We start from the raw sequence: 25,581 nt of genomic DNA, 5'->3' as shown, positions 1-25,581 counted from the left end.
GACGCCCGACACCGCCGGGCACGATACGAACCCACCTATCGCCCATGCTGAACGCAATCATCCGGTTTTCGCTGCGTTTTCGCGGCGTCATCTATGCGCTGGCCGTGATCGCGGCCGGCTACGGTCTCTATACGCTGACACGGGCGAAGCTCGATGTGTTTCCCGAGTTCGCGCCGCCGATGAGCCTCGTCCAGACCGAAGCGCCGGGCCTGAGCAGCGAGCAGGTCGAGACGCTCGTCACCCAGCCGTTGGAGAATGGCCTCGGCGGGATGGTCGGACTGCAGTCGATGCGCTCGAAATCGATGCAGGGGCTGTCGGCCATCACACTGGTATTCGACGCCCATGCGAACGTGATGCAGATCCGGCAGTTGGTTTCCGAACGGGTGAATGCGCTCGCGGCGACGCTGCCCGCCGGCGTCATGCCGCCGCGGCTCCTGCCGCTGACGACCACGACGAGCGTCGTGCGCACCGTTGGCCTCACGTCGAAGACGCGCGCCCTGACGGACCTCTACGACATCGCGCAGTGGACCATCCGGCCGCAGTTGCTGAGCGTGCCGGGCGTGGCGGACGTGATCGTGTTCGGCGGCGACGCGCGCCAGATGCAGGTCCGGATCGATCCCGCGAAGCTGATGCGATACGGTCTGTCGATACAGGACGTGATCGCCACGGCGCGCGCATCCACGGGCGTACGTGGCGCCGGCTTCGTCGAGAACGACAACCAGCGCATCGCGATCAACGCCGATGGCCAGATCACGGCGCCGGAGAAGCTCGCCGATGTCGTGCTGCGCTGGAGCAACGGCGCGGCAGTCCGTCTCGGGGACGTTGCAACCGTCGCATGGGGCAGCGCGCCGGCGATGGGCGCGGCCTCGATCATGGGCCAGCCCGGCGTGATGCTGGTGCTCGAAAGCCAGTACGGCACGAACACGCTGGCGGTCACGAAGGACATCGAGAAGACTCTTGCCGGGCTCGCGCCCGTCCTCGCGAAGCAGGGCGTCGACGTCAATGCGAATGTGTTCCGGCCGGCCAATTTCATCGACGCGTCGGTCGGCCATCTGCGCACGGCGTTGCTCGTCGGCGCCGTGCTGGTGGTCGCCGTGCTGTTTCTCTTCCTGTTGAACGTGCGCACGGCCGTCATTTCGGCCGTGGCGATTCCGCTGTCGCTGCTCGTCGCCATCATCGTGCTGACGTCGCTCGGCGTGAGCCTGAACACGATGACGCTCGGTGGCCTCGCGATTGCGCTCGGCGAAGTGGTCGATGACGCAATCATCGACGTCGAGAACATCTACCGCCGGCTGCGGCAGAACCGGAGCCTGCCGACGCCGCTGCCCGCGTTGCGCGTCGTGCTGCGCGCGTCGCTCGAGGTGCGCAGCGCGGTGGTGTTCGCCACCTTCATCGTGATGCTGATCTTCCTGCCGGTGCTCACGCTTTCCGGCGTGGCGGGCAAGCTGTTCGCGCCCCTCGGCATGGCATACATCCTCGCCGTGCTGGCCTCGCTCGGCGTGGCCCTCACGCTCACCCCCGCAATGGCGCTCGCGCTGCTCGCGCGCGGCCCGCTGCCGGCCGACGAACCGCGTCTGGTCGCGCGCCTGAAGGCCCGCTATGTCGCATTGCTGATGAAGGTCGAGCCGCGCGTGAAAACGGTCATGGCCGGGGTGGCGCTGATGTGCGTCGCGGCGCTGGGCGCGCTGCCGTTCATGAACGGCAACTTCATCCCCGAGCTGCGGGAAGGGCACTACATCGTGCACATGGGCCTCACGCCCGGCACGTCGCTCGCGGAATCGATGCGAATCGGCGCACGGGTGTCGCGGGCATTGATGCACGTGCCGGGCGTGCGTCTCGTCGCACAGCGTGCGGGCCGCGCGAACGAGGTCGTCGATCCCGCGGGCGTCCAGCTTTCCGAGTTCGAGGTCGATCTGGAGCCGATGGGCGCGTCCGGCCAAAACCGGGCGCTGCATCACATCCAGCAGGCGCTCGCGCGCTTTCCCGGGCTGACCACGGCGGTGAACACCTTCCTCGTCGAGCGCATCGACGAGACGATCTCGGGGACGACGGCGCCGGTGGTCGTCAACGTGTTCGGCGACAACCTGGACGTGATCGATCGCAAGGCGCAGGAGATCGCGCGCGTTCTCGGAACAATCCGCGGGGCGGCCAGCGTGCAGGTGGAATCGCCTCCCGGCATTCCCGAGCTGGACGTCAGGCTCGATCCCGGCCGATTGAGCCGCCGGGGCTTCAGGCCGGTCGAGGTGCTCGATGCGATTCAGGCCGCGTATCAGGGCGCCACGGTCTCGCAGATCTATCGGGGCGGCCGCACGTATGACGTCACGGTGGCACTCGCGCCGGCCGCACGCAGGACCCTCGGCGAGATCGGCGCGCTGATGCTGCGCAACCCGGATGGCCTGGCCGTCCCGCTACGCGAACTCGCGACGATCAGTCAGGTTTCCGGCCGTTATCAGATCACGCACGACGGCGGCCGGCGCATGCAGACGGTGTCCGTCAACCTCGGCCGCCGCGCGGTCAGCGATTTCGTCAACGAAGCTCAGGCGCGCGTGAATCGTGAAATAACGATGCCCCAGGGCACGTATGCCGTATTCGCCGGCGAAAGCGAAGCGCGCGCGCAGTCGCAGCGGGATCTGCTCGTGTACGGCGCGATGTCGATCGTCGGCATCGCCATGCTGCTGTTTCTCGCGATGAAAAGCCGCCGTGGCGTGCTCCTCGTGATGGTCAACCTGCCGTTCGCGCTGGTGGGCGGCGTACTCGGCGTGGCGCTCGCCGGTGGTAATCTGTCGCTCGGCGGCATGGTGGGTTTTGTCACGCTCTTCGGCATCTCGCTGCGCAACTCGATCATGCTGATCAGCCACTACGAGCATCTCGTGCACGTGGACGGCCTGGCGTGGAATCCCGACACGGCCGTGCGCGGCGCCGCGGAGCGGCTGGTGCCGATCCTGATGACCGCGCTCGTGACCGCGCTCGCGTTGCTGCCGCTCGCGGCGACGAGCGGCGCAGCCGGCAACGAGATCGAAGGGCCGATGGCGATCGTGATCCTGGGCGGCCTGATCACGTCCACGATGCTGAACCTGATCGTGCTGCCCACGCTCGCGCAGCGCTACGGGCGCTTCGAGCGCGACGCGCCGGACGAACCGGGGCCGGCGATTGCGTAGCCCGGCAGAGGAGGCACCGCATGGACGAACTGCAACCGATGGCGGCGCTCCCCGACGGCCTCGGTTCGTCTGAAGTGACCGGGCGCAGGCAGCGCGGCGACGTCAACCGGATCGAGCGCCGGACCAGCCGCAGCCTCGCCGACATCGTGCGCGCCAACGTGTTCACGCGCTTCAACGCGCTTCTCGGCTCGCTGTGCGCCGCGGTGCTCATCGCGGGCCCGTGGCAGGACGCGCTGTTCGGCGGCGTGCTTGTGGCGAACTCGCTCATCGGCATCGTTCAGGAATGGCGGGCGAAGCGCACGCTCGATCGTCTCGCGCTGCTTCACCAGCCGCGCACGCACGTGCGCCGCGACGGGCGGACGATCGAAATCGACGTTGCCGACATCGTGAAGGACGACCTGATCGGGATCGGGCGCGGCGCGCAAATCGTGGTCGACGGTATCGTCGCGGCTTCTGCCGGGCTGCAAGTCGACGAGTCGCTGCTGACCGGAGAATCCGAGCCGCAGGACAAGGCGTGTGGGGCGCGGCTGCTGTCCGGCAGCTTCGTCGTCGCGGGGCAGGGCTGGTATCGCGCAACGGCCGTCGGACAGCAGGCGTGGGCGCACCGGCTCGCGGCGCAGGCGCGGCGCTTCGCGCCCGCGCGTTCGGAGCTCGCGGCCGGCATCAACCGCATCCTGCGCTACGCCGGGTGGGCGATCGCGCCGCTGTCGGTATTGCTGGTCGCGACCCAACTGTTGCGTCAGATGCCCTTTGCCCAAGCGGTGCTGTTTTCCGCGGGCGGCGTCGTCGGCATGGTGCCGGAGGGGCTGGTGCTGCTCACGAGCGTCGCCCTCGCGGTCGGTGCGATGCGGCTCGCGCGACGCGGCACGCTGATGCAGGCGTTGCCGGCCATCGAGACGCTGGCGCGTGTCGACGTGGTGTGCATCGACAAGACCGGTACGCTCACGCAAGGCGAGCCCGTCCTCGAGCAGGTCGAGATGCTCGCCGGCGACGGCGCGGCGCACGATGCGCTTGCCGCGCTCGTCCTCGGCGAACCCGCGCCGAATGCCACATTGCGCGCCATCGCCTCCCGCTATGCGGTCTCGCCGGGCTGGCAAGCCAACCGCACCGTGCCGTTCTCCTCCGCGAGAAAGTGGGCCGGCGCATCGTTCGGCGAACGCGGCACCTGGGTGCTCGGTGCGCCGGATGTCATGCTCGCCGGCGCCGCGATGGCCGACGACGTGCGCGCGGCCGTGTCCCGCCATGCGCACGACGGGCGCAGGGTGCTGCTGCTTGCGCGTTCGGACCTGCCGCTTGCCGATGATGGGCTACCGCGGCTGTTGACGCCCGTCGCGCTGGTGCTGCTCGCGGAGCGCATCCGGGACGATGCGCCCGGCACCGTGGCGTGGTTTGCCGCAGAGGGCGTCTCGCTGAAGGTGATCTCCGGCGATCACCCGGATACGGCGGCCGAAGTCGCCCGGCGCGTGGGCATCGCGTCTGCATGGACGGGCGTCGATGCTCGCGCGTTATCCGACGACGGGGCGCTGCTCGGCGAACGGATGGAGCGTGAGTCCGTATTCGGCCGCGTCTCGCCGCGGCAGAAGGCGGCGATGGTTGCGGCGTTGCGGGCCCGCGGCCATGTGGTCGCGATGGTCGGCGACGGCGTGAACGATCTCCTTGCGCTCAAGGAAGCCGACATCGGCATCGCAATGGGCGGGGGCAGCAGCGCCGCGGCGGCCGTCGCCCAGGCGGTGCTGACCGACAACCGCTTCGCGAGCCTGCCCGCGATCGTGAGCGAAGGCAGGAGGGTCATCGGCAACATCGAGCGGGTCGCCAATCTGTTCGTGACGAAAACGGTGTATGCGATGCTGCTCGCTTTCGCAGTGGGCATCGCCGATCTCGCCTTTCCGTTTCTCCCGCGACATCTGACGCTGGTCGGCTCGCTGACCATCGGCATCCCGGCGTTCTTTCTGTCGCTCGAACCGAGCGCCGAGCGCGCGAAGAGCGGCTTCGTCGAACGCGTGCTGCACTTCACGGTGCCTTCCGGCGTGCTGGCGGCCATCGCGACGTTCGCGGCCTACGCGATCACGCTCAGCTATCTCCACGGCACGCTCGATCAGGCGCGGACTGCCGCGACCGTGACGCTGTGCGCCATCGCGCTCTGGATTCTTGCGCAGCTTGCGCGGCCGTTCAACGCCTCGCGGCTGGGCATCGTCGCGGGGATGGCCGCCGCGTTCGCCGCCATTGTCGTCGTTGGGCGATTGCGGACCTTCTTTGCGATCGAAGTGCTGCCCGTGCGGATTTGGCTCGGCGCGACCGGCATTTCAATGCTGGCATGTTCAGGCATGCACGCGCTCACGATCCGATCCCGCGCCGGTGAAGCGCCATCGACAGACGGCGACGCCGCGGCGACAAAACCGGTCCTGCACGCACTGCTGTCCCTGTGGCGGGCGCACATCGTATTCGTCACGGCGACGCTGATGCTGATCGTCGGCAGTGTCTGGCTGTTCCTCGGCGTGCTGGAGGACGTGATTTCGCGGGACCCGCTCCTGCAGGCGGACCTCATTGTCTGGCGCGTCTTGCAAGACATCCGGCCGTCGTGGCTCGACAGCATGATGACCGGGCTGTCCGAGCTGGGCGACGCGGCAGTGGTCGTTCCCGTCGTGCTGGTCGTGCTCTCGTGGCTGATCTGGCATCGGCTCTGGCGTACGGCGCTGTACTGGCTCGCCGCGGTGGGCGGCGCCGAAGTCATCGTCAAGCTGTTCAAGCTCCTGCTGCATCGTGCCCGGCCGAATCCGTTCGCCGCGGGCATCGAGAGCTTCTCCTTTCCAAGCAGTCACGCGACGCTTGCCCTGGTCGCGTACGGGTTCCTTGCGTTTCTGCTATGTGCGGGCGCGGGCCAGCGACATCGAACACGCGTCGCGATTCTCGTCGCAACAACGATCGCGGTGACGTTAATCGCCACGTCACGCCTTTATCTGGGCGTGCACTGGGTATCCGACGTCGTCGCCGGCGCGAGCCTGGGTCTCGCATGGGTCGCGGGTCTCGCCATCGCATACTCGCTCCGGGAAAACCCGTCCATCGGGTCGAGGAAGCTCACGGGGATCGTCGTGATCACGATGCTGGCGGCCGCCGCGCTGCACATTGTTCGGCATCACGACGCCGACGTGATGCTCTACGCGCCGACCCGCCATATCGAGCGAATGACGGCCGCGCAATGGCGCGCGCATGGATGGCGTGCGCTGCCCGTGGGGCGGGTTGCGGTGGTGGGCCGGATCGACGAGCCGTTCACCATTCAGTGGGCCGGGGCCGCCACCGCGATCGGGCGCGCCCTGCAGGCCGCGGGCTGGCGAACGGCGCCCGGCGGCCCGGCCTGGGCGCCGTGGACGGGGCGTCGCGCGGTGGTCCTCAAGTTCCATGACGGCGCCCCGCCAGCCATGACATTCGTGCAAGGCGACGCGGCTTCGCCGGACATGCAGGCCGTGCTGCGGCTGTGGCGAGGCGACCACGTCATTGAACGGCCGAGCGGGTCGTCAGCCGATCGCGACGTTTCAGTCTGGGTCGGCACCGTCACGCGCGAGCACGCTTCGGCTGCCGGCTCATGGACGTTTTCCGCCCCGTCGGTCGACGAGGATTTCACGTCACCGGCACGCGCGTTCGCCCAGCAGTTCCCTGGTGCGCGCAGCGTGACGCGCGATGATGCGGCAAGCGCGCGCTTCCAGCGTTGGGACCGCCGCGTGTGGCTCATCGAAAGCGGCGAGATCCACGAAGCAGCATGCATGGGATCATGCGAGGCGGTATATCTACGACGTTCACGTCGGTCGGGCCGAGATCAGCAACGTGCTTGCCGAAAACGCCCTGCGCTGTGTCGCGCTCGGTCGGAAAAACTATCTGTTCGTCGGCTCCGACAGCGGGCGCGAGCGGGCCACGAAAGCCCCGCGGCGTTGCAGCGCATGCTGAACGGCGCCCGGACTCAAGGGCTCGCCGAAGTCGACGCGCGGGGTGAGGACAGCAACAGGCTGGCGAGCTTGCCCAGCATCGTGACCGGCGTAGGCCGATGTCGGTCCGCGCGGCTGATGGCGGCGCGCGTCGCCGCGGCCGCGATGGGCGCCGCGGCCTCGCCGGGCGAGCGATAGCGCTTGAGTACCGCGCGCACATAAAGCTGCGTCTCCCGATACGGCGGGATTTTCCGGCCGGCCTTCATCACCGCGCCTTCGCCTGCGTTGTAGCCGGCGACGGCGAGTTCGAGATTGTCGTCGAAGGTCTTCAGCAGCCATTTCAGGTAAGTCGCGCCCGCCCGCAGGTTGGTGTCGGGATCGGCGAGATCGGTGAAGCCGAAGCGGCGGCCGGTCTCGGGCATCACCTGCATCAGGCCCACGGCGCCCTTGGGGGAGCGCGCGTCGGCGTCGTAGCGCGATTCGGTTTCGATCATCGCGTGCAGCAGTCGGGCGTCGAGCTCGAACTGCCGCGCGACCGCGTCGATCAACGCATCGTAGCGCGCGCCGTGCGCGGCGGGTTGGGGCCCGGCCGGGCCGGGAGGCGCAACGGGTGGCGCAGGCGCGGCTTGCGCGTGCGCCGGGTCGCCGTCGGCCTGAACCGGTTCGACGCGGGTCCAGACGAGCGGCGCGGGCGCATCCTGCGCGGTGGCCGACAGCGCGCGCATGAGCATGAGCGCGGCGAACACGAGCCGCCCCACGCGGCGCTGGCGGTCCAGTCGCGGCGGATCAGGCGGACGGACGGGACACGTCGTCGTCATAGTGATCGGGATCGTAGTCGAGATGCATGACGAGCCGCAGGATATGCGCGACGGGCTCGAACAGGTCGGGCGGAATGACCTGGCCGACCGCGAGGCGTGCGGCGAGCGCGCGCGCGACCGGCACGTTCTCGACGACCGGCACGCCAGCGCGCTCGGCGAGCGCGACGATATGCAGCGCGCGCTTGCCGTGCCCTGTCTCGACGACTTCCGGCAGCGGGGCCGCGATGGGGTCGTAGTAGAGGCAGACGGCGACGTGGGTCGGATTGCGAACGACCACGGTCGACTTCGCCACGTTCGAGGCGAGACTGCCGCTTTGCACCTCGCGGTGGATTTCCTTGCGCTTGTGCTTCATCTCGGGATTGCCTTCCGAATTCTTGAATTCCTGCTTGATATCCTCGATCGACATCATCAGTTGCTTGGTCGTGTTGTAGCGCTGGAACGCGAAGTCGGCGAGACCGAACAGCACATAGAAGCCGATCAGCGCGGCCCACATCCAGTAGAGGAGCCGCACGCTGACCGCGAAACCGCACTCGACGCTGCATAGCGGCAGGAATTGCAGCGACGGCGCGTATTCGCGGATTAGGTAATAGAAGATGAGCGACAGCACGCCGACTTTGAACAGCGACTTCGCGAACTCGAACAGGCTCTTCATCGAGAACATCTGTTTCGCATTATTGATTGGGTTGATCTTGTCGACGGACGGCTTCAGCGCCTCGGACGCGAGCAAGGGGCCGATCTGCGCGACGACCGCGATCACGGTCACGCCGATCACGACGAGCGCGAGGCCGATCACGAAGCGCGTGACCACCGCGCCGAGAACGCCGAGCCAATGGCCGAGCGCGGTGACGAGATCGTCGTTGATGACGTCGATGGACGCGCGGGTAAGCGTCTCGAACGCTTGCATCAGATGCGGGCCTTCGAACAGGAAGTAGCCGAGCAGGACCGCCAACTGCGCGCCGCTCGTGATCTCGACGCTCTTCGCAACCTGGCCCTTGCGGCGCGCATCGGCGCGCTTCTTGGCGGTGGGCTGCTCGGTCTTCTCGCTCATCGCAGTCGGTTCGTCAGCGCGGCAGCGTGCTCGACGAGCCGAAGGCTTTCAGAGAGCGGCAGTTGGAACGCGAAGTTCGCGCAGATGATCATCAGCAGCAGCGCAAACGCGCTCTTGATCGGCATCGCGACGAAGAACACATTGAGCTGCTGCGCCGAGCGATTGACGAGCCCGAGCGCCATGTCGACCAGCAGGATCGCGACGATCGCGGGCATCGCGAAGCGCAGGCACAGCGTGTACATCAATTGCCATTGCTGGCCGAGAAAGTCGAGCGCGGCCGGTCGAAAGCGGAACGCCGCGCCGGGCGGCAGCGTCAGGTAGGACGCGTAGAGGGCTTCGAGCAGCGCATGAAAGCCGCCGAACATCATGAACAGCAGCGAGAACACCTGCGAGAATACGATGCCCATCATCGACGATTGCTGGCCGAGCAAGGGATTCAGCACGCTCGCCATCGAGGCGCCGCGCATCGTGTCGATCAGGAATCCCGCCATGTCGAGCGCCCAGAACGGCACCGCCGCGCAGAAGCCGATCACGAGGCCGATGCTCAGTTCGCCGCACGCAAGCCACAGATAGGCGGCCCACGACCGCGCGCCGTCGACGGCGGGCCACAGATCGTGCAGGGCGAGCACCGGCAGCGAGATCGCCAATACCAGCGCGTTGCGCGCGAGCGTGCCGCCGAGCGTGCCGGTACTGAACACCGGCACCAGCAGCATCGCGCCGAGCGGGCGCAGCATCGACAGCGCGACCATCGGCAGCCATTCGCCGGCCATCGCGGCCGTCATGGCCTCATCCCGCCGATCTGGTTGAAGCTCTGGGTCGCGTAGTTGATCAGCACGTCGCCCATCCAGTGATAGGTGGCGGCGAGCGTGACTGCGACGGCCAGCAGCTTGATCAGGAACTGGATCGTCTGATCCTGTACCTGGGTCAGCGCTTGCACGAGGCTCACGAGGATGCCTACCACCGACGCGACCACCACGACCGGCAGCGACAGCAGCAGCACGAGCCACATCATCTGCGCGGCCAACTGGGTAATGACGGCTTCGCTCATGGGGCAGGCGGGCGCGACGCGCTCAGTGGAACGACAGGACGAGCTGGCCGAGCAGCTTTTCCCAGCCGTTGATCAGCACGAACACGAGCAGCTTGAGCGGCAGCGCGATCGTCATTGGCGAGACCATCATCATGCCCATCGCAAGCAGCACGTTGGACACGATCAGGTCGATCGCGACGAACGGCAGGAACAGGAGCAGGCCGATCTTGAACGCCTCGATCAGTTGGCTGATCGCGAACGCCGGTATCAGCACGATCAGCGAATCGTCCGGAATGCGGTTGCGGTACGGCTCGGGCCAGGTGCGATGGCCGATGTCGGCAAAGAAGCGCACCTGGGCTCGGGCGGTGTTGCGCGCCAGAAAGTCGCGGTACGGCGCGAGGATCGTTGTCTCGACCTGCTGCGTGAACTGCTTGTCGTCGAGCTGTACGGGATGCTCGGCGAGGTTGTCCTGGATCGCGAGCCCGACGGGCGCCATGATGAACAGCGTCAGCACGAGCGCGAGCCCGTACAGCGCGATGTTCGGCGGGATCTGCTGCGTGCCGAGCGCGTTGCGTAGCAGCGCGAACACGACTGCGAGCTTGAGGAACGAGGATCCGAGCACCATCAGCAGCGGCAGGATCGACAACGCGAACAACACCACGATCAATTGAACGGGCTGGTCGAGCACGCTCATGCATCACTCCGCAGGAAATCTTCATCGGGGCCATTGTGGGGCGCACGCACCGCGAGGCCCATCCGGCGTAGACCTGAACCGGCGGCGCGCCCGCGCGACTACACGAAGTGCTCGATGCGGATCGCGAGGCGTCCGTCGATGTCGAGCAGCATCCCGCGCGCGAACGGCCTGCCGCCGATCTTCAGCGTGCACAGGCCGTCGCCGATCGCGGGGCCTTCCAGGATGTCGCCGGGCCTGAGCGCGGCGAGCCGGTCGAGCGGCACGTCGATCGCCGCGGCCTGCGCGACGATCCGCACGCTGGCGTCCAGCGGCAACACGAGGGGCAGCGTCGCCGCGGGGTCCGCGGGCTCGACGTCCAGCCAGTCGTCAAAGGTTTCCATCGTGACTCCTATCGTGTAGCCGAGCGCGTCGCGGCGGATGACGCTGGCGAGCGGCCGGTCGGTAAAAAGGCCCAGTTCGCCGTCGGCGACGGCGTAGGCGTGGTGCAGCAGCAGTGCGTCGCCGCGGTGCAGGCGCGCAAGCTGCGTGGTGTCGATGCAGCTCCAGCCCGCGATCAACGCGACGCGCAACGCGGGCGCGGGGCGGCCGGGCGCATCGCCGGGCGGGGCGTCGAGCGGATCGAGGCCGGCGGCCAGTTGCGCAATCCAGGTGCTCGGCGCATCGAGGATCTGCAGGTCGAGCGTCGCGCCCTCGCGTTCGAGGCGCAGCAGCCAGCGGTTCGTGATCGAGCAGGCCTCGGGCTCGACGGCTTCGGCTTGCGGCCACGCGAGGCCGGCCGCCGCGGCGCACGGCGCGACGCAGGCGAAGGTCCAGGCGGCCAGCGCCGCGCGCAGTTCATCGGGAACGGCGTGCCAGTCGGCGACGGGCAGCACGGGAGCAATCCAGCGGCACCATTGCGCGCTGTCGCACCAGACGCGTACCACGGCGTCGTCGGCGCGGCTGGTCAGGATGAGGCCCGTGCCGCCGCCGCGGCGAAATAGCAGGGTCAAGGCGTCCGTGTCGCGCCGATACGCGCGGCCGTGCCCGAGCGTGCGCAGGACGGGGGCCGTGCCGGCGTCAAGCGGGATCGTTCGCATCGCGCCAGGTCACGACGGTGGGGCCCGCGAAGCGGGCGGCGCAGGCCGCCTCGATTCGCGCGCGATGATGCGCGACGAGCGCGCGCTGGCCGGCGTTGGCCGGGACGAGCGTGATGGTCAGCGTGCCCTGTTGCAGGCGCGCCTGCACGACGAGCCCAGCGAAGCGGCCGCGGGTCAGGCGCCAGCTCAGCGCATCCGCGGCCACGCCGGGGCGGCCGTGGAGCCGTTCGAAGCGGGCCGCTGCCGCGGGCGCGACGGACAGGCGACGGCGGGCCGCGTCGTCGCCGTCATGCGCATCGCGCTCGTCGTGGGGTCTCGTCAGGCAATTGGCGAAGCGCCGCACGTCGGCGACCTGCACGACACGCGGCGCTCTGGCCGCGTCTGCCACGCGCGAACCGGCCGACGGGCCGGGCTTGAACTGAACGGACATCGTGTCACTCCAGCAAGGTCTTGAGTTTTTCGTGATCGATCTGCGCGCGGCGCAGCAGCGCACGCTGCTGATCGCGCTCGAGCCGCAGCTCCGTGCATTGCGCATCGACCAGCTCGACGCGATCGACGAGCGTCTGGTCGCGATGGTGATAGCCGGCCAGCTCGTGCTTGAGCAATTGCAGCGAGGCGTGGTCGTGCACCCTGTCGACGGCGCTGCAGGTACGCCAGGCATTCCATAGTGCGCGCCGTTCGTCGAGCAAGGCGGCCTTGTCGGCGAGCAGGGCGGTTTCGCGCTGGTCGAGCAGCGCGAGCGCGGCGCGGATGTTGCGTTCGCGCCGCACTTTGAGCTCCATGAGCGTGGTCAGGGTCGAGCGTCCACTGTGGTCCATAACTGTTCTAGCGTTTGATCGAAGGAGGTTTTATCCGTGACGGACTGACAGAGGAATTGCCGGATCGCCTCGCGGCGGGCGAGGGCGTCGTCGGCTTCGGGATCGGCGCCGTGCCGGTATTCGCCGACCCGCACCAGCAGCTCGATGTCGCGATACACGGCGTCTAGCCGACGCAGCCGCGCCGCGCCGTCGCGATGGCGCGTGGCGACGATCTGGCTCATCACGCGGCTCACGCTCGCGCCGACGTCGATCGCCGGATAGTGATTCGCCTCGGCGAGCTTGCGCGACAGCACGATGTGGCCGTCGAGGATCGAGCGCACCTCGTCCGCGACGGGCTCGTTCAGGTTGTCGCCCTCGACGAGCACTGTGTAGAGGCCGGTGATGCTGCCCGTGGCGGCCGGGCCTGCGCGTTCGAGCAGGCCCGGCAGGCGCGCGAAGAAGCTGGGCGGATAGCTGCCGGCCGCGGGCTTTTCGCCGGCGGCGAGGCCGATTTCGCGCGCCGCGCGCGCGAAGCGGGTCAGCGAATCCATCATCAGCAGCACGTCGCGGCCCTGGTCGCGGAAGTGCTCGGCGATCGCGGTGGCGGTATAGGCCGCCTTCAGCCGCTCGAGCGCGGGGCGGTCGGAGGTAGCCACCACGACGATCGCACGTGCGCGCGCCTCGGGCGTGAGCGTGTGTTCGAGAAACTCACGCACCTCGCGACCGCGCTCGCCGATTAGTGCGAGCACGGTCACGTCGGCGAGGCTGCCGTCGCAGATCATGCCGAGTAGCGTGCTCTTGCCGCCGCCGGCGGCCGCGAAGATGCCGACGCGCTGGCCGCGCCCGCAGGTCAGGAGGCCGTCGATCGCCCGCACGCCGAGCGGCAAGGGCGTATCGATGATCGCGCGGCGCAGCGGATCGGGCGCGGAGCGCGCCAGATCGACCCAGGTGGCGCTGTCCGGCACGTCCGGGCCATGGTCGAACAGACGACCGAGGCCATCGACCACGCGGCCGAGCAGGAACGTGCCAACCGGGATCCGGTGCGCACGGCCGAGCGGCCGCACCGCGCAGCCGGCGGCGATGCCGCGCGGTTCCGCAAACGGCGACAGCAGCGCGGTGTCGCCTTCGATCGACACGACTTCGGCGTCGATGCCAGCGGGTTCGAGGCGGCAGAGCTCCGCGAGCCCCACGTGCGGCAGCGTCGCGCGCACGAGCGTCGGGCCGACCTCGGTCACGCGGCCGAAGCGGGTGTGCGCAACGGGCGCGTCGCCGCGCGGCACGAGGTGTGCGGCGACGCGCGCGCGCAACTGGTCGGGGTCAGGCAAGCGCATCTGCTGGCTCCCCGATCAGGTCGATGGTGCCGATCACGCGGAGCTCGGCTTCGTCGCCGATCTCCTGGAACGACAGCACGGCAAGGCCGCCGAATTCCCGCTCGACCATCTTGCGGATGAAGCGGCGCACGTCGACCGCCGTCAGCAGCACGACGCGGCGCAGGTCGGCATCGGCGAGCGCGGCGCGGATCTGGCCGAGGATGGCGCGACTGGATTCGGCGCCCAGCGACGAATACGAGCCGGCGGCGGTCTGGCGGATCGACTCGCGCACCATCGCCTCGATACGGTCGCCGATCATCCAGCCGCTGATCCATGCCTGGCCCGCGCGATAGCGTGCGCCGATGTGGCGGCGCAGCGCGATGCGCACATACTCGACGAGCATCACCGGATCCTTCTCGCGCGGCGCCCATTCGATCAGCGCCTCGAAGATGCTGCGCAGGTCGCGCACCGAAATGCCTTCCTCGACGAGCCGCTGCAACACGTCCGCGATTCGTCCGATCGGCATCTGGCGCTGCACCTCCTTCACGAGTTCCGCATAGCGCGCTTCCATCGCGTCCATCAGAAAGCGGGTCTCCTGCACGCCGACGAACTGGTTCGCGAAGCGCTCGACGACGAGCGACAGACAGTGGGCGATGCGCGCCTCGTCCCGGTGCAGCACGATGCCGAGCGCAGCGAGCGTATCGGCTTGCCCCGGCGCGATCCAGTGCAGACGTAGCTTGCCGAACGGCAGCGTGTCGACGCGCTCGCTGTGCGCGACGCCCGCACCGCGCGCGTCGGCGAGCAGCAGATCGCGCGGCACACTGAGCGCCAGCACGGGTTCCTGGTACAGCAGCACCTCGACCGTGTCGGCGTCGAGATCGGCGGCGGCCTGCAGGTGGATGTCGGGCAAGGGCAGGCCCAACTGCTCAAAGGTGCGCCAGCGCAGCGCTTCGAGCGCGTCGGCCAGCTTGTCGGCGCGCGCGGCGGATTCCGCGAAGCGGATCATCAGCGGCACGGCTCCCGGCGTCATCGCGGTGTCGGCCGGGCCGGCGCCGTTCGCCGCGCCCGGCGCCGCGCCGTTCGCGGCATGCGCCGCGCCAGCCGTGCCCGCGCGGCGGCCGCGCCGCTTGAGCAGCCAGGCCCCGCCGAGCATCAGTGCGGCCAGCGCGAGGAAGTACGCCACCGGAAATCCCGGCAGCACCGCGAACACCAGCAGCACGGCGCCTGCGAGCCACAGGGCCTGGGGTTGCCGGCCGATCTGCTCGGTGAGGTCCGCCGCGAGTGACTGGCGGACCTCGCCGGGCACGCGCGTGACGATGATGCCGGCCGTGATCGAAATCAGCAGCGCGGGAATCTGGCCGATCAGGCCGTCGCCGATCGACAGGATCGCGTAGGTCGACATCGCCTCGCTCGCGCTCATGCCGTGCATGAACACGCCGACGGCCGTGCCCCCCAGGATGTTGACGAGGATGATGATGATGCCCGCGATGGCATCGCCCTTGACGAACTTCATTGCGCCGTCCATCGCGCCGTACAGTTGGCTTTCCTTCTGGACGAGGCCGCGCTGGCGGCGCGCCTCGTTGGCGTCGATGATGCCGGCGCGCATGTCGCCGTCGATGCTCATCTGCTTGCCGGGCATGCCGTCGAGCGAGAAGCGCGCGCCGACCTCCGCGACGCGCTCCGAGCCCTTCGTGATGACGATGAACTGGACGATCGTGATGATCACGAACACGATCAGCCCGACGCCGAGATTGCCGCCCACGGCGAAGCTGCCGAAGGTGTAGACGATCTCGCCCGCGTCGGCCTGCAGCAGGATCAGGCGGGTGGTGCTGATCGTCAGCGCGAGCCGGTACAGCGTTGTGATCAGCAGGACCGACGGGAACGCAGCGAATTCGAGCGGGTCGCGGATGTAGAGCGACATCATCAGCAGGATGATCGCGATCATCAGGTTGAACGCGATCATCAGATCGACGAGCCCCGTCGGCAGCGGCACGATCATCATGAACACCGCGACGAGCAGCAGCACCGCGAGCGCGATGTCCTGGCGCGACGCGACGAGCGCCAGCCAGCGGCTGATCCGGTTCACCGTGCGTCCCCCGCGTGCGTGTCGAGCAGGCGGCGCAGCGTGCGATGCGCGTCGAGCCACGCGCCGACGTCGTGCGCGGCGTCGAGCGTGCAACTGAGCATCAGGTCGCGGCGCAGCACGCAGGCCCGCAGGACCATGCCGCCGTGGCGGGCCGGATCGCAGCGTCCGACGAGTCGTCGCAGGGCGTCGTCGCGTCGCGCAGCCTCGACCGGCCGCGCGACGGACAGCACCAGTCGCGCGCCGACGGCCTCGATGAAGACGCGCAGCGGCGGTTGGGCGAATTCGAGGCGCGGCGCGATGCGCGAGCAGGGCAATTCGAGCAGTCGCAGGAACTGTTCCAGCTTGCGCTCCGTTTGCAAATCCATTCGACTCCTGAAGGAAAAGCCCTTCCGCGGCGGAAAGGCACGACGCATCTTCTATAATTGCGGTCGCACGAACCATCCGGCGAAGACCTGAAAAGGGCCTGTGCAGCCATGACTTAAGGACTGCACGCGCTGGACTCTTGATGGAAAAAAACATGCGCCCATTCTGGGAAAAATCGCTGACGGCACGCATCGTCGCGATCCTTTGCTGCGCGATGGTTTTGTTCTGGATGTTGTCCGAAGCAATCAGCTTTTACTACCGCTACAAGGGGACGCAAAGCGAACTGCGCGATGTGCTGAGCTGGGAGCTCAAGGAGGTCGTCGGTCGCGAGAATCGTCGCTTCGACGATGCGCAGCACCATACGCGTGCGCTGCTGTGGGTCTGGAAGACCCTGAACCAGCGCCTGACCACGCTCGATCCGGCGGCCGAACCGTCGCCGCACACGATGTTCGTCTCGTTTCCCGACGCGCGCGGCGACGCGGCGCTGGTCCGTCGTGCGCGGGAGATCCTCGGGATCTTCGGCGACGCGGATCCGGAGAGCCGTCGCGACGCGTTCCTGCTGCTGCCGACGGAAGGCATCGTGCTGTATCGCGCGGCGGAAGCCAGCGCCGCCGACATGCAGCGCAAGCTCACCATGCTGATGTCGCTGCGCGGCGCCGCTCAGGCGGGCGGCGACATGCGCTGGAGCGACGCGCACCGGGATTCGCACGGCTTCGTGCAGGTTGCCGCAACTGCGATCGATCGCGAATCGGGCGTGATGGCCGGCCAGAATGTGCGCATCGGCGATCTGTCGCAGTTCAGCAAGGAACTGCATCTCGATCGCGAGCCGCGTTTCGTGCTGCGCTCCGCGCAGGGCGAACTGCTGTGGTCCGACGGCGAGGTGCCCACCGACCTGAACCGGGCGCTGGACCAACTGCCGATGTGCGCGCAGAGCTATTCGCGGCGCGTCAACAACCAATACGTAGTGTGCATGCCGCTCGATGGTCCGCACTGGCAGCTCGCGGTGATTTTCCCGGCGGCGGCCGTCACCGACAAGGTGATGATCTTGCTGCGCCAGACCGTGCCGTGGACGCTCGTGATGCAGCTATGGCTCATCGTCGTGGTGTTCCAGATCCTGCAGTGGCAACTGGGACGGCCGCTCAGGCTGATCGTCGAGACCATCGACGCGCAGCGCGACGGCGACTGGGGCCGCCGGCTGCCCGCGCGCCACGACGACGAGCTCGGGCGGATCGCGCGCGCGTACAACACCTTGCTCAGCACGCTGAACGCGTACCACAAGACCTTGGAGAACAAGGTCGACGAGCGCACCCGCGAGCTGAACGAGGCGAAGCGCATGGCGGAGTCGGCGAATCACAGCAAGAGCGAGCACATCGCGAGCATCAGCCATGAGATTCGCACGCCGCTGAACGGCATCATGGGCGCGCTCGCGCTGCTCGCGCGCAGCCAGTTGCAGCCGCGCCAGCAGGAGCTGGTCGGCGTCGCGCAGCAGTCATCCGGCTACCTGCTCGGGATCGTCAACAACGTGCTCGACTATTCGCGCATCGAGGCTGGCCACCTGGAGCTGGCCTACGAACAGACGCAACTGCTGCCGCTGCTCGACCAGGCAATGCTGACGATCCACCTGCGCGCGAACGAGAAGCATCTCACGCTATCGACCTTCGTCGCGCCCGACGTGCCGCAGCAGATCTGGCTCGATGCGCTGCGGGTGCGGCAGATCCTCATCAACCTGCTCGGCAATGCGGTCAAGTTCACCGATTTCGGCAGCATCCGCCTCGTCGTCGAGCGGCGCGGCAATCGGCTCGCGATGATCGTGGAGGATACGGGCAAAGGCATCCCGCCGTCGTACCAGCTCGACATCTTCAAGCCGTTCGTGCAGGTGCGCGCGCACGACAGCGGCAACGGGCTCGGCCTGCCGATCGCATCGCGGCTCGCGAACCTGATGAACGGCGAGATCCTGATGAGCAGCCAGCTCGGGCGCGGCACCCAGTTCACCGTGCTGCTGCCCCTGCAGCGCGGCGAGGTTGCGCCGACGCCGCTCGCGGGCAGTGTGACGGCGCCCGCGACGCTGCACGCGCAATTGCGCAGTTGGGGGCTGGAGCCCGTCGACGGCGACAATCCGCTCCTGGCGATGCCGGAGCTGTGCTACCTGCCCGGCAAGCTCTACCGCAGCATCGCGCAGGTGCTGCGCGGCGAGGCGGTGCAGGACGATGCGCGGCCGACGGCGATGTGCCCGTGGACGCTCAAGGTGCTCGTCGTCGACGACGTCGCCGTCAATCGCGACATCGTCGGCAAGATGCTGCGCGAACTCGGCCACCAGTGCCAGGCGGCGGCCTCGGGCGAGCGGGCGCTCGCGCTGGGCCGCACCCAGGTGTTCGATCTCGTGCTGATGGACGTGCGGATGCCGGACCTGGACGGGATGGCGACCACGCGCCGCTGGCGTCATGCGGACGAGCGGGTCCTCGATCCCGACACGCCGATCGTGGCGCTGACGGCCAATGCGATGCCCACGGAACACGAGCGAGCGCGGCAGGCGGGAATGAACGCCTATCTGACCAAGCCCGTGTCGCTCGAACAGATGGCGGCCACGCTGAACCAGGTGGCCGCCACGCAGCTCGCGCGCGGCATGGAGCTCGCGCCCAATGCGATAGCGAACATGCCGCTCCTGGACTGGAACGACCAGATGATGCGCGATCAACTGCACAAGACGCTCAAGGAGCTGCACCAGCAGGCGGAAGTGGCGTGGCACGCGAAGGATACCGAAGGCATCCTGAACATTCTGCATTCGCTCAAGGGCTGCGCGGGGCAAGGCGGGCTCGATCTCGTGCGCGAGGGCATCGAGCAGCAGGAGCGGCAGATCCGCTCGGGCCGCTGGGTCAGCCGCCGCGACCTGAGCGACCTGGCCGAGCTGATCGCGCTTCAGTTCACCTGAAGCGGCGCGCCCCGTCTCAATTCAAGCCGAGACGGTGCGCCCAGTTCGTGAGGTCCGCCGCGTTGTGCGCGTCGAGCTTGCGCATCAGGTTCAGGCGATGCGTCTCGACCGTCTTGATCGTGATGGTCAGGCGCTCGGCCACGTCGCGATTGCGGCATCCCTCGGCGATCAGCTTGAGCACCTGACGCTCGCGCGGCGTGAGCGCGACCTCCGCGGGGGCGGCGGACGGCGTGCCGAGCTGCGCGGCGTTCAGCGCCGGATCGAGCGCGGTATGGCCGCGCCAGACCTTCCACAGCGTTTCCAGCAACACCTGCTGCGAACTGTTCTTCAGCACGTAGCCGTTCGCGCCCGCGAGCAGCGCGGCGCTCGCGCGATGCTCGGCGGTGTCGGCCGTCATCACGACGATACCGAGGTCCGACCAGCGGCGGCGCAACTGATGAATCACGTCGATGCCGCTCATCCCGGGCAGGCCGAGATCGAGCAGCACGATATGCGGCGCATGGCGCTGGCACGCCGCATAGACCTCGAGGCCGTCCTCGACTTCCGCGACGACCTTCAGCGGCGGCGCGGCGTCGAGCAGGTTCTTCAGCCCCAACCGCACGACCGGATGATCTTCGACGATCAGGATGCGGACTTCGGCGGGAATAGCGGTATGAGTGACGACGGGCATGGTGGAGTCAGCATGGGATCGAGGGGCGGCCCGCCTCGACTTATTTTGGAATTCAGGTGATCACCGGATCGATCTTATCAAGATTTATCGTAAAAATCTTGATGCATGAATGAAACGATTTTGATGGAATTTCCGCCTGCATTGTTGCGTCTGGAAACGGTTTCAGCCGGGGTCTGGCGGCAGGGTCGCTGGTCGATGACGATCGACGGCATCGCCGGCTGGTGTGTGGCCACGGCGGTGCCGCCTGGCGTATGCGTCGGCTGCCAGGTCGACGTCGCGCCCATCGACGGCTGCTGGCTCGAGCAGGCGTGTCTCTGGCTGATGTCGCTGCGCGGCGAGACAGACGATGCGCTGTGGCTCGACGCCGCGAACGCGCTGGTGTTCGTGCGCCGCCACGATATCGTGGCGGGCTCCGCCGCGCTGCGCGCAAGCCTCGAACAGCAGATCGCGATCGCGCGCTGGCTGGGCGCGCATCATGCGACGCTCAAGGAAGCGCCGCGTGCGGCATGGAGACCGGCATGAAGCGGCGCGCCAGCCGTTTTCGCGCCGCGTCGCGCGCGCTTCTCGTCGGCTGCCTGCTCGCGCACGCCGCGCCGGCGCCGGCGAAAGCGATTCCGACTGCGGGAATCGCCCCGTTTTTCCTGAGCACGCGCGGCATGAAGTTGTCCGACGTGCTGCGCGACCTCGGCGCGAACTATCGCACGCCGGTGGTGGTCAGCCCGAAGATCGACGGATCGTTCATCGGATCCGTGGACGCCCGCACGCCGGAAGCGGCGCTTGACCGACTTGCGCGCCTCTATCAGCTCGCCTGGTACTACGACGGTCTCACCCTGTACGTGTATCGCGCGCAGGAGGTGTCGAGCGCGCTGATCACGCCGGACTATCTGGCGCCGTCGACCCTGATCGAGCAACTGCGCGCGGCGGGGCTGCTCGATAGCAGGCAATGCTTCGTGCAGGCGATTCCCGCATCGAACGCCATCGAGGCGCGGGGCGTGCCAATCTGCATCGAGCGCGTCACCCAGTTCGCGAAGCGGCTCGACGAGCAGACCATCCACCACGCGCAGAATCAGGAGTCGGTGAAGCTGTTTCCGCTGCAGTACGCGACCGCCACCGATTCCCGCTACGCCTATCGGTCGCAGCAGGTGGTCGTGCCGGGCGTGGTGTCGGTCCTGAAGGACATGGCGCAGGGGCGTGCGCTGCCCTTGAAGGACAACCAGGGGCAGCAGCCGGCGAGCGACCGCCTGCTGCCGATGTTCGCTGCCGATGCGCGCCAAAACGCCGTGATCGTGCGCGACAAAGAGACGAACATGAAGCTGTACGGCGACCTGATCGCGCAACTCGATCGCAAGCCGAAGCTCGTCGAGATCTCGGTCGCGATCATCGACGTCAACGCGCAGGATCTGAGCATGCTCGGGGTCGACTGGTCGGCGTCGGCGCGCATCGGCGGCGGCTCGGTGAGCTTCAATAGCGGCGGCGAACCGGATTCCGGCAGCTTCTCGACGGTGGTGTCGAACACCGGGCAGTTCATGGTCCGGCTGAGCGCGCTGGAGCAGAACGCGAAGGCGCAGATCCTGTCGCGACCTTCCGTCGTCACGCTCGACAACATGCAGGCGGTGCTGGATCGCAACATCACGTTCTATACGAAGGTCAGCGCCGAGCGTGTCGCGAAGCTCGAATCGATCTCGACCGGTTCGCTGCTGCGGGTCACGCCGCGCGTGATCGGCGATCCCGGCAAGCAGGAAATCATGTTGACGCTGATGGTCCAGGACGGCCGACAGACCGGTGCGCTCAGCAAGCAGGAGCCGCTGCCGCAGACGCTGAACTCGGAAATCGCCACGCATGCGCTGCTCAAGGAAGGGCAGGCGTTGTTGCTCGGCGGCTTCGTGCAGGACGAGCTGAGCGAGGGTGAACGGAAGATCCCGCTCCTGGGCGACATTCCGTTGCTCGGAAATCTGTTCAAGATGCGCCAGAAGAACCAGCGCCACACGGTGCGGCTGTTCCTGATCAAGGCTGAACCCTGGCTGCAGGCATGACGACACGCAAGCTCAGATGGCTGAACGGCCCGCTCGCCGGGCACCCGTTCGTGCTGCCCGACGGGCCGCTGCGAATCGGCGGCGCCGACGCGGATCTCGCGATGGTGCTCGACGACGAGGCGAGCGCCGTGCTGAACGTGGGCGCGGACGGCGTGACGGTGTCGCCGGGCGTACCGGTGTGGGTCGCCGGGGCGCGCTGGGATGTCGCGATGCCGTTGCCGGAGCACGTGGTCGTGGATCTCGCGGGGCTGGCATTCATCGTGGGCGGCGCCGACGATCCGCTGCCGGCGGTGCAGGTCCCGCCGCGCCAAGCATCACGCGCGCGGGGACTGAATGGCGTGCATGCGGCCGGCGCGCTCGCGTGCGCCGGCCTGCTGGGCGCGCTCGCGTTGGCGCTGTGGCAGCCGGCCCAGGTGCGTGCGCCCGATCTCGACGCCTGGCTCGCCGCGCGACTGCGTGAGCCTGCGCTGCACGGCCTGCAGGCGAAGCGGGAGCCGGACGGTACGGTGGGATTGAGCGGATCGTGCGCGCGCAGCGAGGCAGTCGGGCAACTACGCGGCGAGCTGCGCGCACGCGGCGTACATGTGCGCGATACCAGCCAGTGCGCGGATACGCTGCGCGGCAGCGTCAAGGACGTGCTGATGTTGAACGGCTACCGCGACATCGACGTGCGCAGCACGGATGCGCCGGGGGCGGTCGAGATTCATGGCGCGATCGCGGCCGACGGCCACTGGCGGCGCACCGTCGCACAGCTGCAGGCGGTGCCCGGGCTGCGGAGCTGGCACGTGATCAACGATCGCGCGCAACAGTTCGAGCGCCTGCTGGACGCACTGTCGGAGGCTGATGTGCTCGACGGCATCGGCGTCTCGCTGGCCGGTCGGACGCTGATGGTGAGCGGTAAGCTTGACGCGGGCAAGACGGCCGCGCTGAATGCGGCCGTCGAGGCGTTCAATCAGGGCGGCGCGGATGGCTTCACGGCGATCTACGACGCGATTCCCGCCGTCGACGCCGCGCAGTCGCTGTTGCCCGCGCCGGTGGTGACGGTCGGCGGCCAGGCGCATTCGATCTATGTCGTGCTCGCGAACGGCATGCGCCTGCAGGTGGGCGGCGTGCTGCCGAACGGCTATGCGATCGTCCGCCTGAGCCGGCGCGCGATCAGCCTGCGCAACGGAGAACATCTGGTGTCGATCCCGTTCGATGTGTGAGACGACGAACTTTGAGGACAAGGCGATGGTGCGATTGACGCGTCTGGAAGACGAACTGGCGGCCGATACGTGCGGCGAACGGCGAGATGCGTGCCTTGCATCCCTGCGCGAGGCCGTGGCCGGAGCGCACGACCGGGCGGCGACGCCGGAACTGGACGAGGCGCGCCGCGCGGCGATCGAGGTGATCGAGCGACTGTGGGCGCGCTATCACAATCGGCCGTGATAGTGCGCGCGACGTGACGGTCGGCTCCGCGATGCGACGGCGCGCATGCGCCGCGCATCCGGCGAGACAAAGCTCCTCCGCGTCGATCGCCCGACCGCTGGCGGCACGGAGGCTGCCGGTCGGGACGCGCCCACGTGAGGTCGTGCGCGAAGGGCGGCGCGGGCCGCTGCAACGCCCATCGCGTATCGGCAGGCTGATGAATCTCGAGGCAATGGGTTGCATCGTGCGTTTCCGGTCCGGTTCATGTCGATGCGACGCATTCTGGCGAATCGATGCGCGGCGGCTTCGGAAAAACCGTCGTTTCTGTCGGAAGCGGTACGCGCTCACGTAACTGATAGAGACTGAAAAGATACAGAAGCGGAGTTGATTTGACGCAGCGACAATCGAGCCGGTACTTCATGGCTTATTACGATTGCGAGGTGAACGATGCGTACGATCCAGTCCAACCAGCCGCCGATTCAATTGCAGGCGCAGATCGAGAGCGGCGGGTTGAAGGAGATCACCCAGACGAACCAGACGGGTGAAACCACTGCGGTTTCGACGGCCAAGGGCATTACGTTGAATGCGGCGCAGCAGCTCGCGCTGACCAACGGCCGGCTGTTCGAGGCGGGCGTCAGCATGGCGGTGCTCGATCGTCCCGGCACGGTCGGCAAGGTGTTCGACACCTATGCGGCGCGCCTGGCCGACGTGCTGACGCCCGTGCTGACAGGCGGCGGCGCAGCCGCAAGCACGGTCCATTTCAACGGCAGCGAGAAGCCGCTCGTCGACGTGTTCAAGGACACGATGCTCACGCCGATGACGGATCCGAAGTCCGACCAGATCGGCCGCAAGACGACCGAGGGTGGCGACGGGGCGGCGTGGATCGTCGCGCAGTTGGGGACGCCGCTGATGTCGCCGTCGGGCGAGTACGCAGCCGGACAGGATTTCAAGAACCTGTTGACCAAGGTCAAGGCGGTGTGCGGTTTCGGCACGACCGTGTGGCAACTGATGAACCAGCAGGACGCGACGAAGCGCGCGCAGAACGAGGCCGTGCTGCGCGACGTGATGAAGCCGCTGGGCGAGGGCGTCGCGAGCCAGTTCGGCGCGCGCTTCGACGAGTTCAAGGAGGTGATGCGCACGCCGCTGTTCGATGACCCGATCAGCCGGATGCGCAGCGAACGCCAGCCGCTGGATGCGCAGGGCAAGCCGATTCCCGTCGGATATGAATCCGCGCATCTGCACGGGCTAGGTTTCGGCAATGTGGCGGTCACCGCCGCGGACGGCGATCGGCAGACGGAGCTGGATCAACTGCTGGGCGCGAAGCCCAACGCGGCGGGTACCAAGGTCTACGCCAACATCAATGGTGCGGCCCGTGACGGCGCGCCGATCGAACCCGGTGCGAGCGGCTTGCCGGAGCGGCCTTTCATGATGGCGTCCGACGAGCTTCAGCTTGCGCTCGACAGCCCGCTGATGAATTCGTACCAGAACCTGCTGTTCAGCACCCAGGGCGGCGCCGACCAGACCTTCCACGAAGCGTTGGGCAACCATGCGTTCCCCCACGGCACCGGCGTCAACCGCTGGCAGCCCACCGGCACCTTCGCGGTCGAATCCAACTTGCGCGGCTTGCCGTCCGCCGGCGCGCAGTCGGGCGGCACCTGCGACGCGCTGCTGGCGCTCAATACGCTGAGCGACGGGCCGCTCTATGACCGCTTCGACATCGTCGAGCCCGCGACGCTCGGCATCGCTGCGTTCATGAACTTCGGCGGCTATCACACGTTCGCGGAAACGGTTCCGGTCGGCATGGCGATGGCGAACGGCGCCGACGAATTCAATCCGTCGTCCGGCACCGCTTTCCGGTCGACCGAACGGCTCGTGGAAAACGTGGCCCGGCAGCCCGCGTTGCAGCAGGCGATCGAGACGCCCGGCAATCCACTGACGCTGGACACGCTGCGCGCCGATTTCTTCGGCCCGGTCGGCACCGATCTCCAGCACGAGAACCTGTATCAGCGCGTCGCCGGCATGGCGGCGAACTATACAAACGCGACCGGGGACGTCCTGGCGATCCACGATGCGTACGAGCAGAATCACGGCGCGCTATGCGATGCGCATCCGGAGCTGCTGCAGATCGGCACGGTCGGCATCCAGACGTCGCGGGTCGATCCCGATCGTCTGGCGTGACGTGCGCGTTTGCCGGCGCGCCGGGCGGCGCCGCGTTCGAACCGGCTTGCCGTTCACGTTGCGCCGTCCG

Annotated in this window: 19 protein-coding genes and 1 pseudogene; 8 read left to right on the top strand and 12 right to left on the bottom strand. The window is 67.9% G+C overall.

Annotated features, from left to right (window positions below; translation table 11 throughout):
• Window positions 1-44 precede the first annotated feature (44 nt).
• On the top strand, window positions 45-3,158 hold the full coding sequence (locus WS92_RS20075; protein ID WP_059934386.1) for an efflux RND transporter permease subunit: 3,114 nt from the start codon (window positions 45-47) through the stop codon (window positions 3,156-3,158).
• A gap of 20 nt (window positions 3,159-3,178) precedes the next feature.
• Window positions 3,179-7,097, top strand: a pseudogene (locus tag WS92_RS20070) (HAD-IC family P-type ATPase).
• A 13-nt stretch (window positions 7,098-7,110) separates the two neighbouring features.
• On the opposite strand, the gene WS92_RS32775 reads toward WS92_RS20070, so the two are convergent.
• The 11 genes from WS92_RS32775 to WS92_RS20020 all read right to left on the bottom strand — a co-directional run bounded on the left by WS92_RS32775 (window position 7,111) and on the right by WS92_RS20020 (window position 16,296).
• Window positions 7,111-7,821 (bottom strand): lytic transglycosylase domain-containing protein, encoded by a 711-nt coding sequence (locus WS92_RS32775; RefSeq protein ID WP_231755998.1) that lies wholly within the window; start codon window positions 7,819-7,821, stop codon window positions 7,111-7,113.
• A gap of 40 nt (window positions 7,822-7,861) precedes the next feature.
• Entirely contained in the window at window positions 7,862-8,941 is a 1,080-nt protein-coding gene (locus tag WS92_RS20065; RefSeq protein ID WP_006026791.1) for an EscU/YscU/HrcU family type III secretion system export apparatus switch protein, read from the bottom strand.
• Window positions 8,938-9,723, bottom strand: coding sequence for a type III secretion system export apparatus subunit SctT (gene sctT / locus WS92_RS20060; protein WP_059934385.1), 786 nt, complete (start codon window positions 9,721-9,723; stop codon window positions 8,938-8,940). The genes WS92_RS20065 and sctT overlap by 4 nt, the downstream gene beginning before the upstream one ends.
• Entirely contained in the window at window positions 9,720-9,989 is a 270-nt protein-coding gene (locus WS92_RS20055; protein WP_009916363.1) for an EscS/YscS/HrcS family type III secretion system export apparatus protein, read from the bottom strand. The genes sctT and WS92_RS20055 overlap by 4 nt, the downstream gene beginning before the upstream one ends.
• A gap of 22 nt (window positions 9,990-10,011) precedes the next feature.
• Window positions 10,012-10,662 (bottom strand): type III secretion system export apparatus subunit SctR, encoded by a 651-nt coding sequence (gene sctR, locus WS92_RS20050; RefSeq protein WP_006026788.1) that lies wholly within the window; start codon window positions 10,660-10,662, stop codon window positions 10,012-10,014.
• A gap of 98 nt (window positions 10,663-10,760) precedes the next feature.
• Complete coding sequence (sctQ, locus tag WS92_RS20045; protein WP_059934384.1) at window positions 10,761-11,738, bottom strand: type III secretion system cytoplasmic ring protein SctQ; 978 nt, start codon at window positions 11,736-11,738, stop codon at window positions 10,761-10,763.
• Window positions 11,719-12,096 (bottom strand): hypothetical protein, encoded by a 378-nt coding sequence (locus tag WS92_RS20040; protein ID WP_242425363.1) that lies wholly within the window; start codon window positions 12,094-12,096, stop codon window positions 11,719-11,721. Before WS92_RS20040 ends, sctQ begins: the two co-directional genes overlap by 20 nt.
• A gap of 76 nt (window positions 12,097-12,172) precedes the next feature.
• The gene (locus tag WS92_RS20035; protein ID WP_006026785.1) at window positions 12,173-12,520 is read right to left on the bottom strand and encodes a hypothetical protein; all 348 of its coding nucleotides are present in this window, start codon (window positions 12,518-12,520) and stop codon (window positions 12,173-12,175) included.
• Between the two features lie 8 nt (window positions 12,521-12,528).
• Entirely contained in the window at window positions 12,529-13,866 is a 1,338-nt protein-coding gene (locus tag WS92_RS20030) for an EscN/YscN/HrcN family type III secretion system ATPase (protein WP_059934382.1), read from the bottom strand.
• The gene (locus WS92_RS20025; protein ID WP_015600556.1) at window positions 13,853-15,931 is read right to left on the bottom strand and encodes an EscV/YscV/HrcV family type III secretion system export apparatus protein; all 2,079 of its coding nucleotides are present in this window, start codon (window positions 15,929-15,931) and stop codon (window positions 13,853-13,855) included. Before WS92_RS20025 ends, WS92_RS20030 begins: the two co-directional genes overlap by 14 nt.
• Window positions 15,928-16,296: a secretion system apparatus gene (locus tag WS92_RS20020; RefSeq protein WP_015601661.1), complete on the bottom strand. Its 369-nt coding sequence runs from the start codon at window positions 16,294-16,296 to the stop codon at window positions 15,928-15,930. Before WS92_RS20020 ends, WS92_RS20025 begins: the two co-directional genes overlap by 4 nt.
• 152 nt (window positions 16,297-16,448) lie before the next feature.
• Between WS92_RS20020 and WS92_RS20015 the strand changes: the two genes are divergently transcribed.
• Complete coding sequence (locus tag WS92_RS20015) at window positions 16,449-19,223, top strand: two component system sensor kinase (protein ID WP_231755997.1); 2,775 nt, start codon at window positions 16,449-16,451, stop codon at window positions 19,221-19,223.
• 16 nt (window positions 19,224-19,239) lie between these two features.
• On the opposite strand, the gene WS92_RS20010 is transcribed toward WS92_RS20015, so the two are convergent.
• On the bottom strand, window positions 19,240-19,893 hold the full coding sequence (locus WS92_RS20010) for a two component system response regulator (protein WP_006026780.1): 654 nt from the start codon (window positions 19,891-19,893) through the stop codon (window positions 19,240-19,242).
• 123 nt (window positions 19,894-20,016) lie between these two features.
• Between WS92_RS20010 and WS92_RS20005 the strand changes: the two genes are divergently transcribed.
• From WS92_RS20005 to WS92_RS19985, 5 genes are all read left to right on the top strand, one after another.
• Window positions 20,017-20,415 (top strand): hypothetical protein, encoded by a 399-nt coding sequence (locus WS92_RS20005; RefSeq protein WP_231755996.1) that lies wholly within the window; start codon window positions 20,017-20,019, stop codon window positions 20,413-20,415.
• Window positions 20,412-21,926, top strand: coding sequence for an EscC/YscC/HrcC family type III secretion system outer membrane ring protein (locus WS92_RS20000; protein WP_059934417.1), 1,515 nt, complete (start codon window positions 20,412-20,414; stop codon window positions 21,924-21,926). The genes WS92_RS20005 and WS92_RS20000 overlap by 4 nt, the downstream gene beginning before the upstream one ends.
• Window positions 21,923-23,131, top strand: a complete 1,209-nt coding sequence (sctD, locus tag WS92_RS19995; RefSeq protein ID WP_059934379.1) for a type III secretion system inner membrane ring subunit SctD — start codon at window positions 21,923-21,925, stop codon at window positions 23,129-23,131. Before WS92_RS20000 ends, sctD begins: the two co-directional genes overlap by 4 nt.
• Window positions 23,124-23,354, top strand: coding sequence for a hypothetical protein (locus tag WS92_RS19990; protein ID WP_059934378.1), 231 nt, complete (start codon window positions 23,124-23,126; stop codon window positions 23,352-23,354). Before sctD ends, WS92_RS19990 begins: the two co-directional genes overlap by 8 nt.
• Window positions 23,355-23,780: 426 nt before the next feature.
• On the top strand, window positions 23,781-25,511 hold the full coding sequence (locus WS92_RS19985; RefSeq protein WP_059934377.1) for a hypothetical protein: 1,731 nt from the start codon (window positions 23,781-23,783) through the stop codon (window positions 25,509-25,511).
• Window positions 25,512-25,581 lie beyond the last annotated feature (70 nt).

The organism is Burkholderia sp. MSMB1588 (genome assembly GCF_001546925.1).
In the GTDB taxonomy this organism is placed as follows: domain Bacteria; phylum Pseudomonadota; class Gammaproteobacteria; order Burkholderiales; family Burkholderiaceae; genus Burkholderia; species Burkholderia humptydooensis.
The sequence above is the reverse complement of the archived record's forward strand: the minus strand, read 5'-3'. Positions and strand labels throughout refer to the sequence as shown.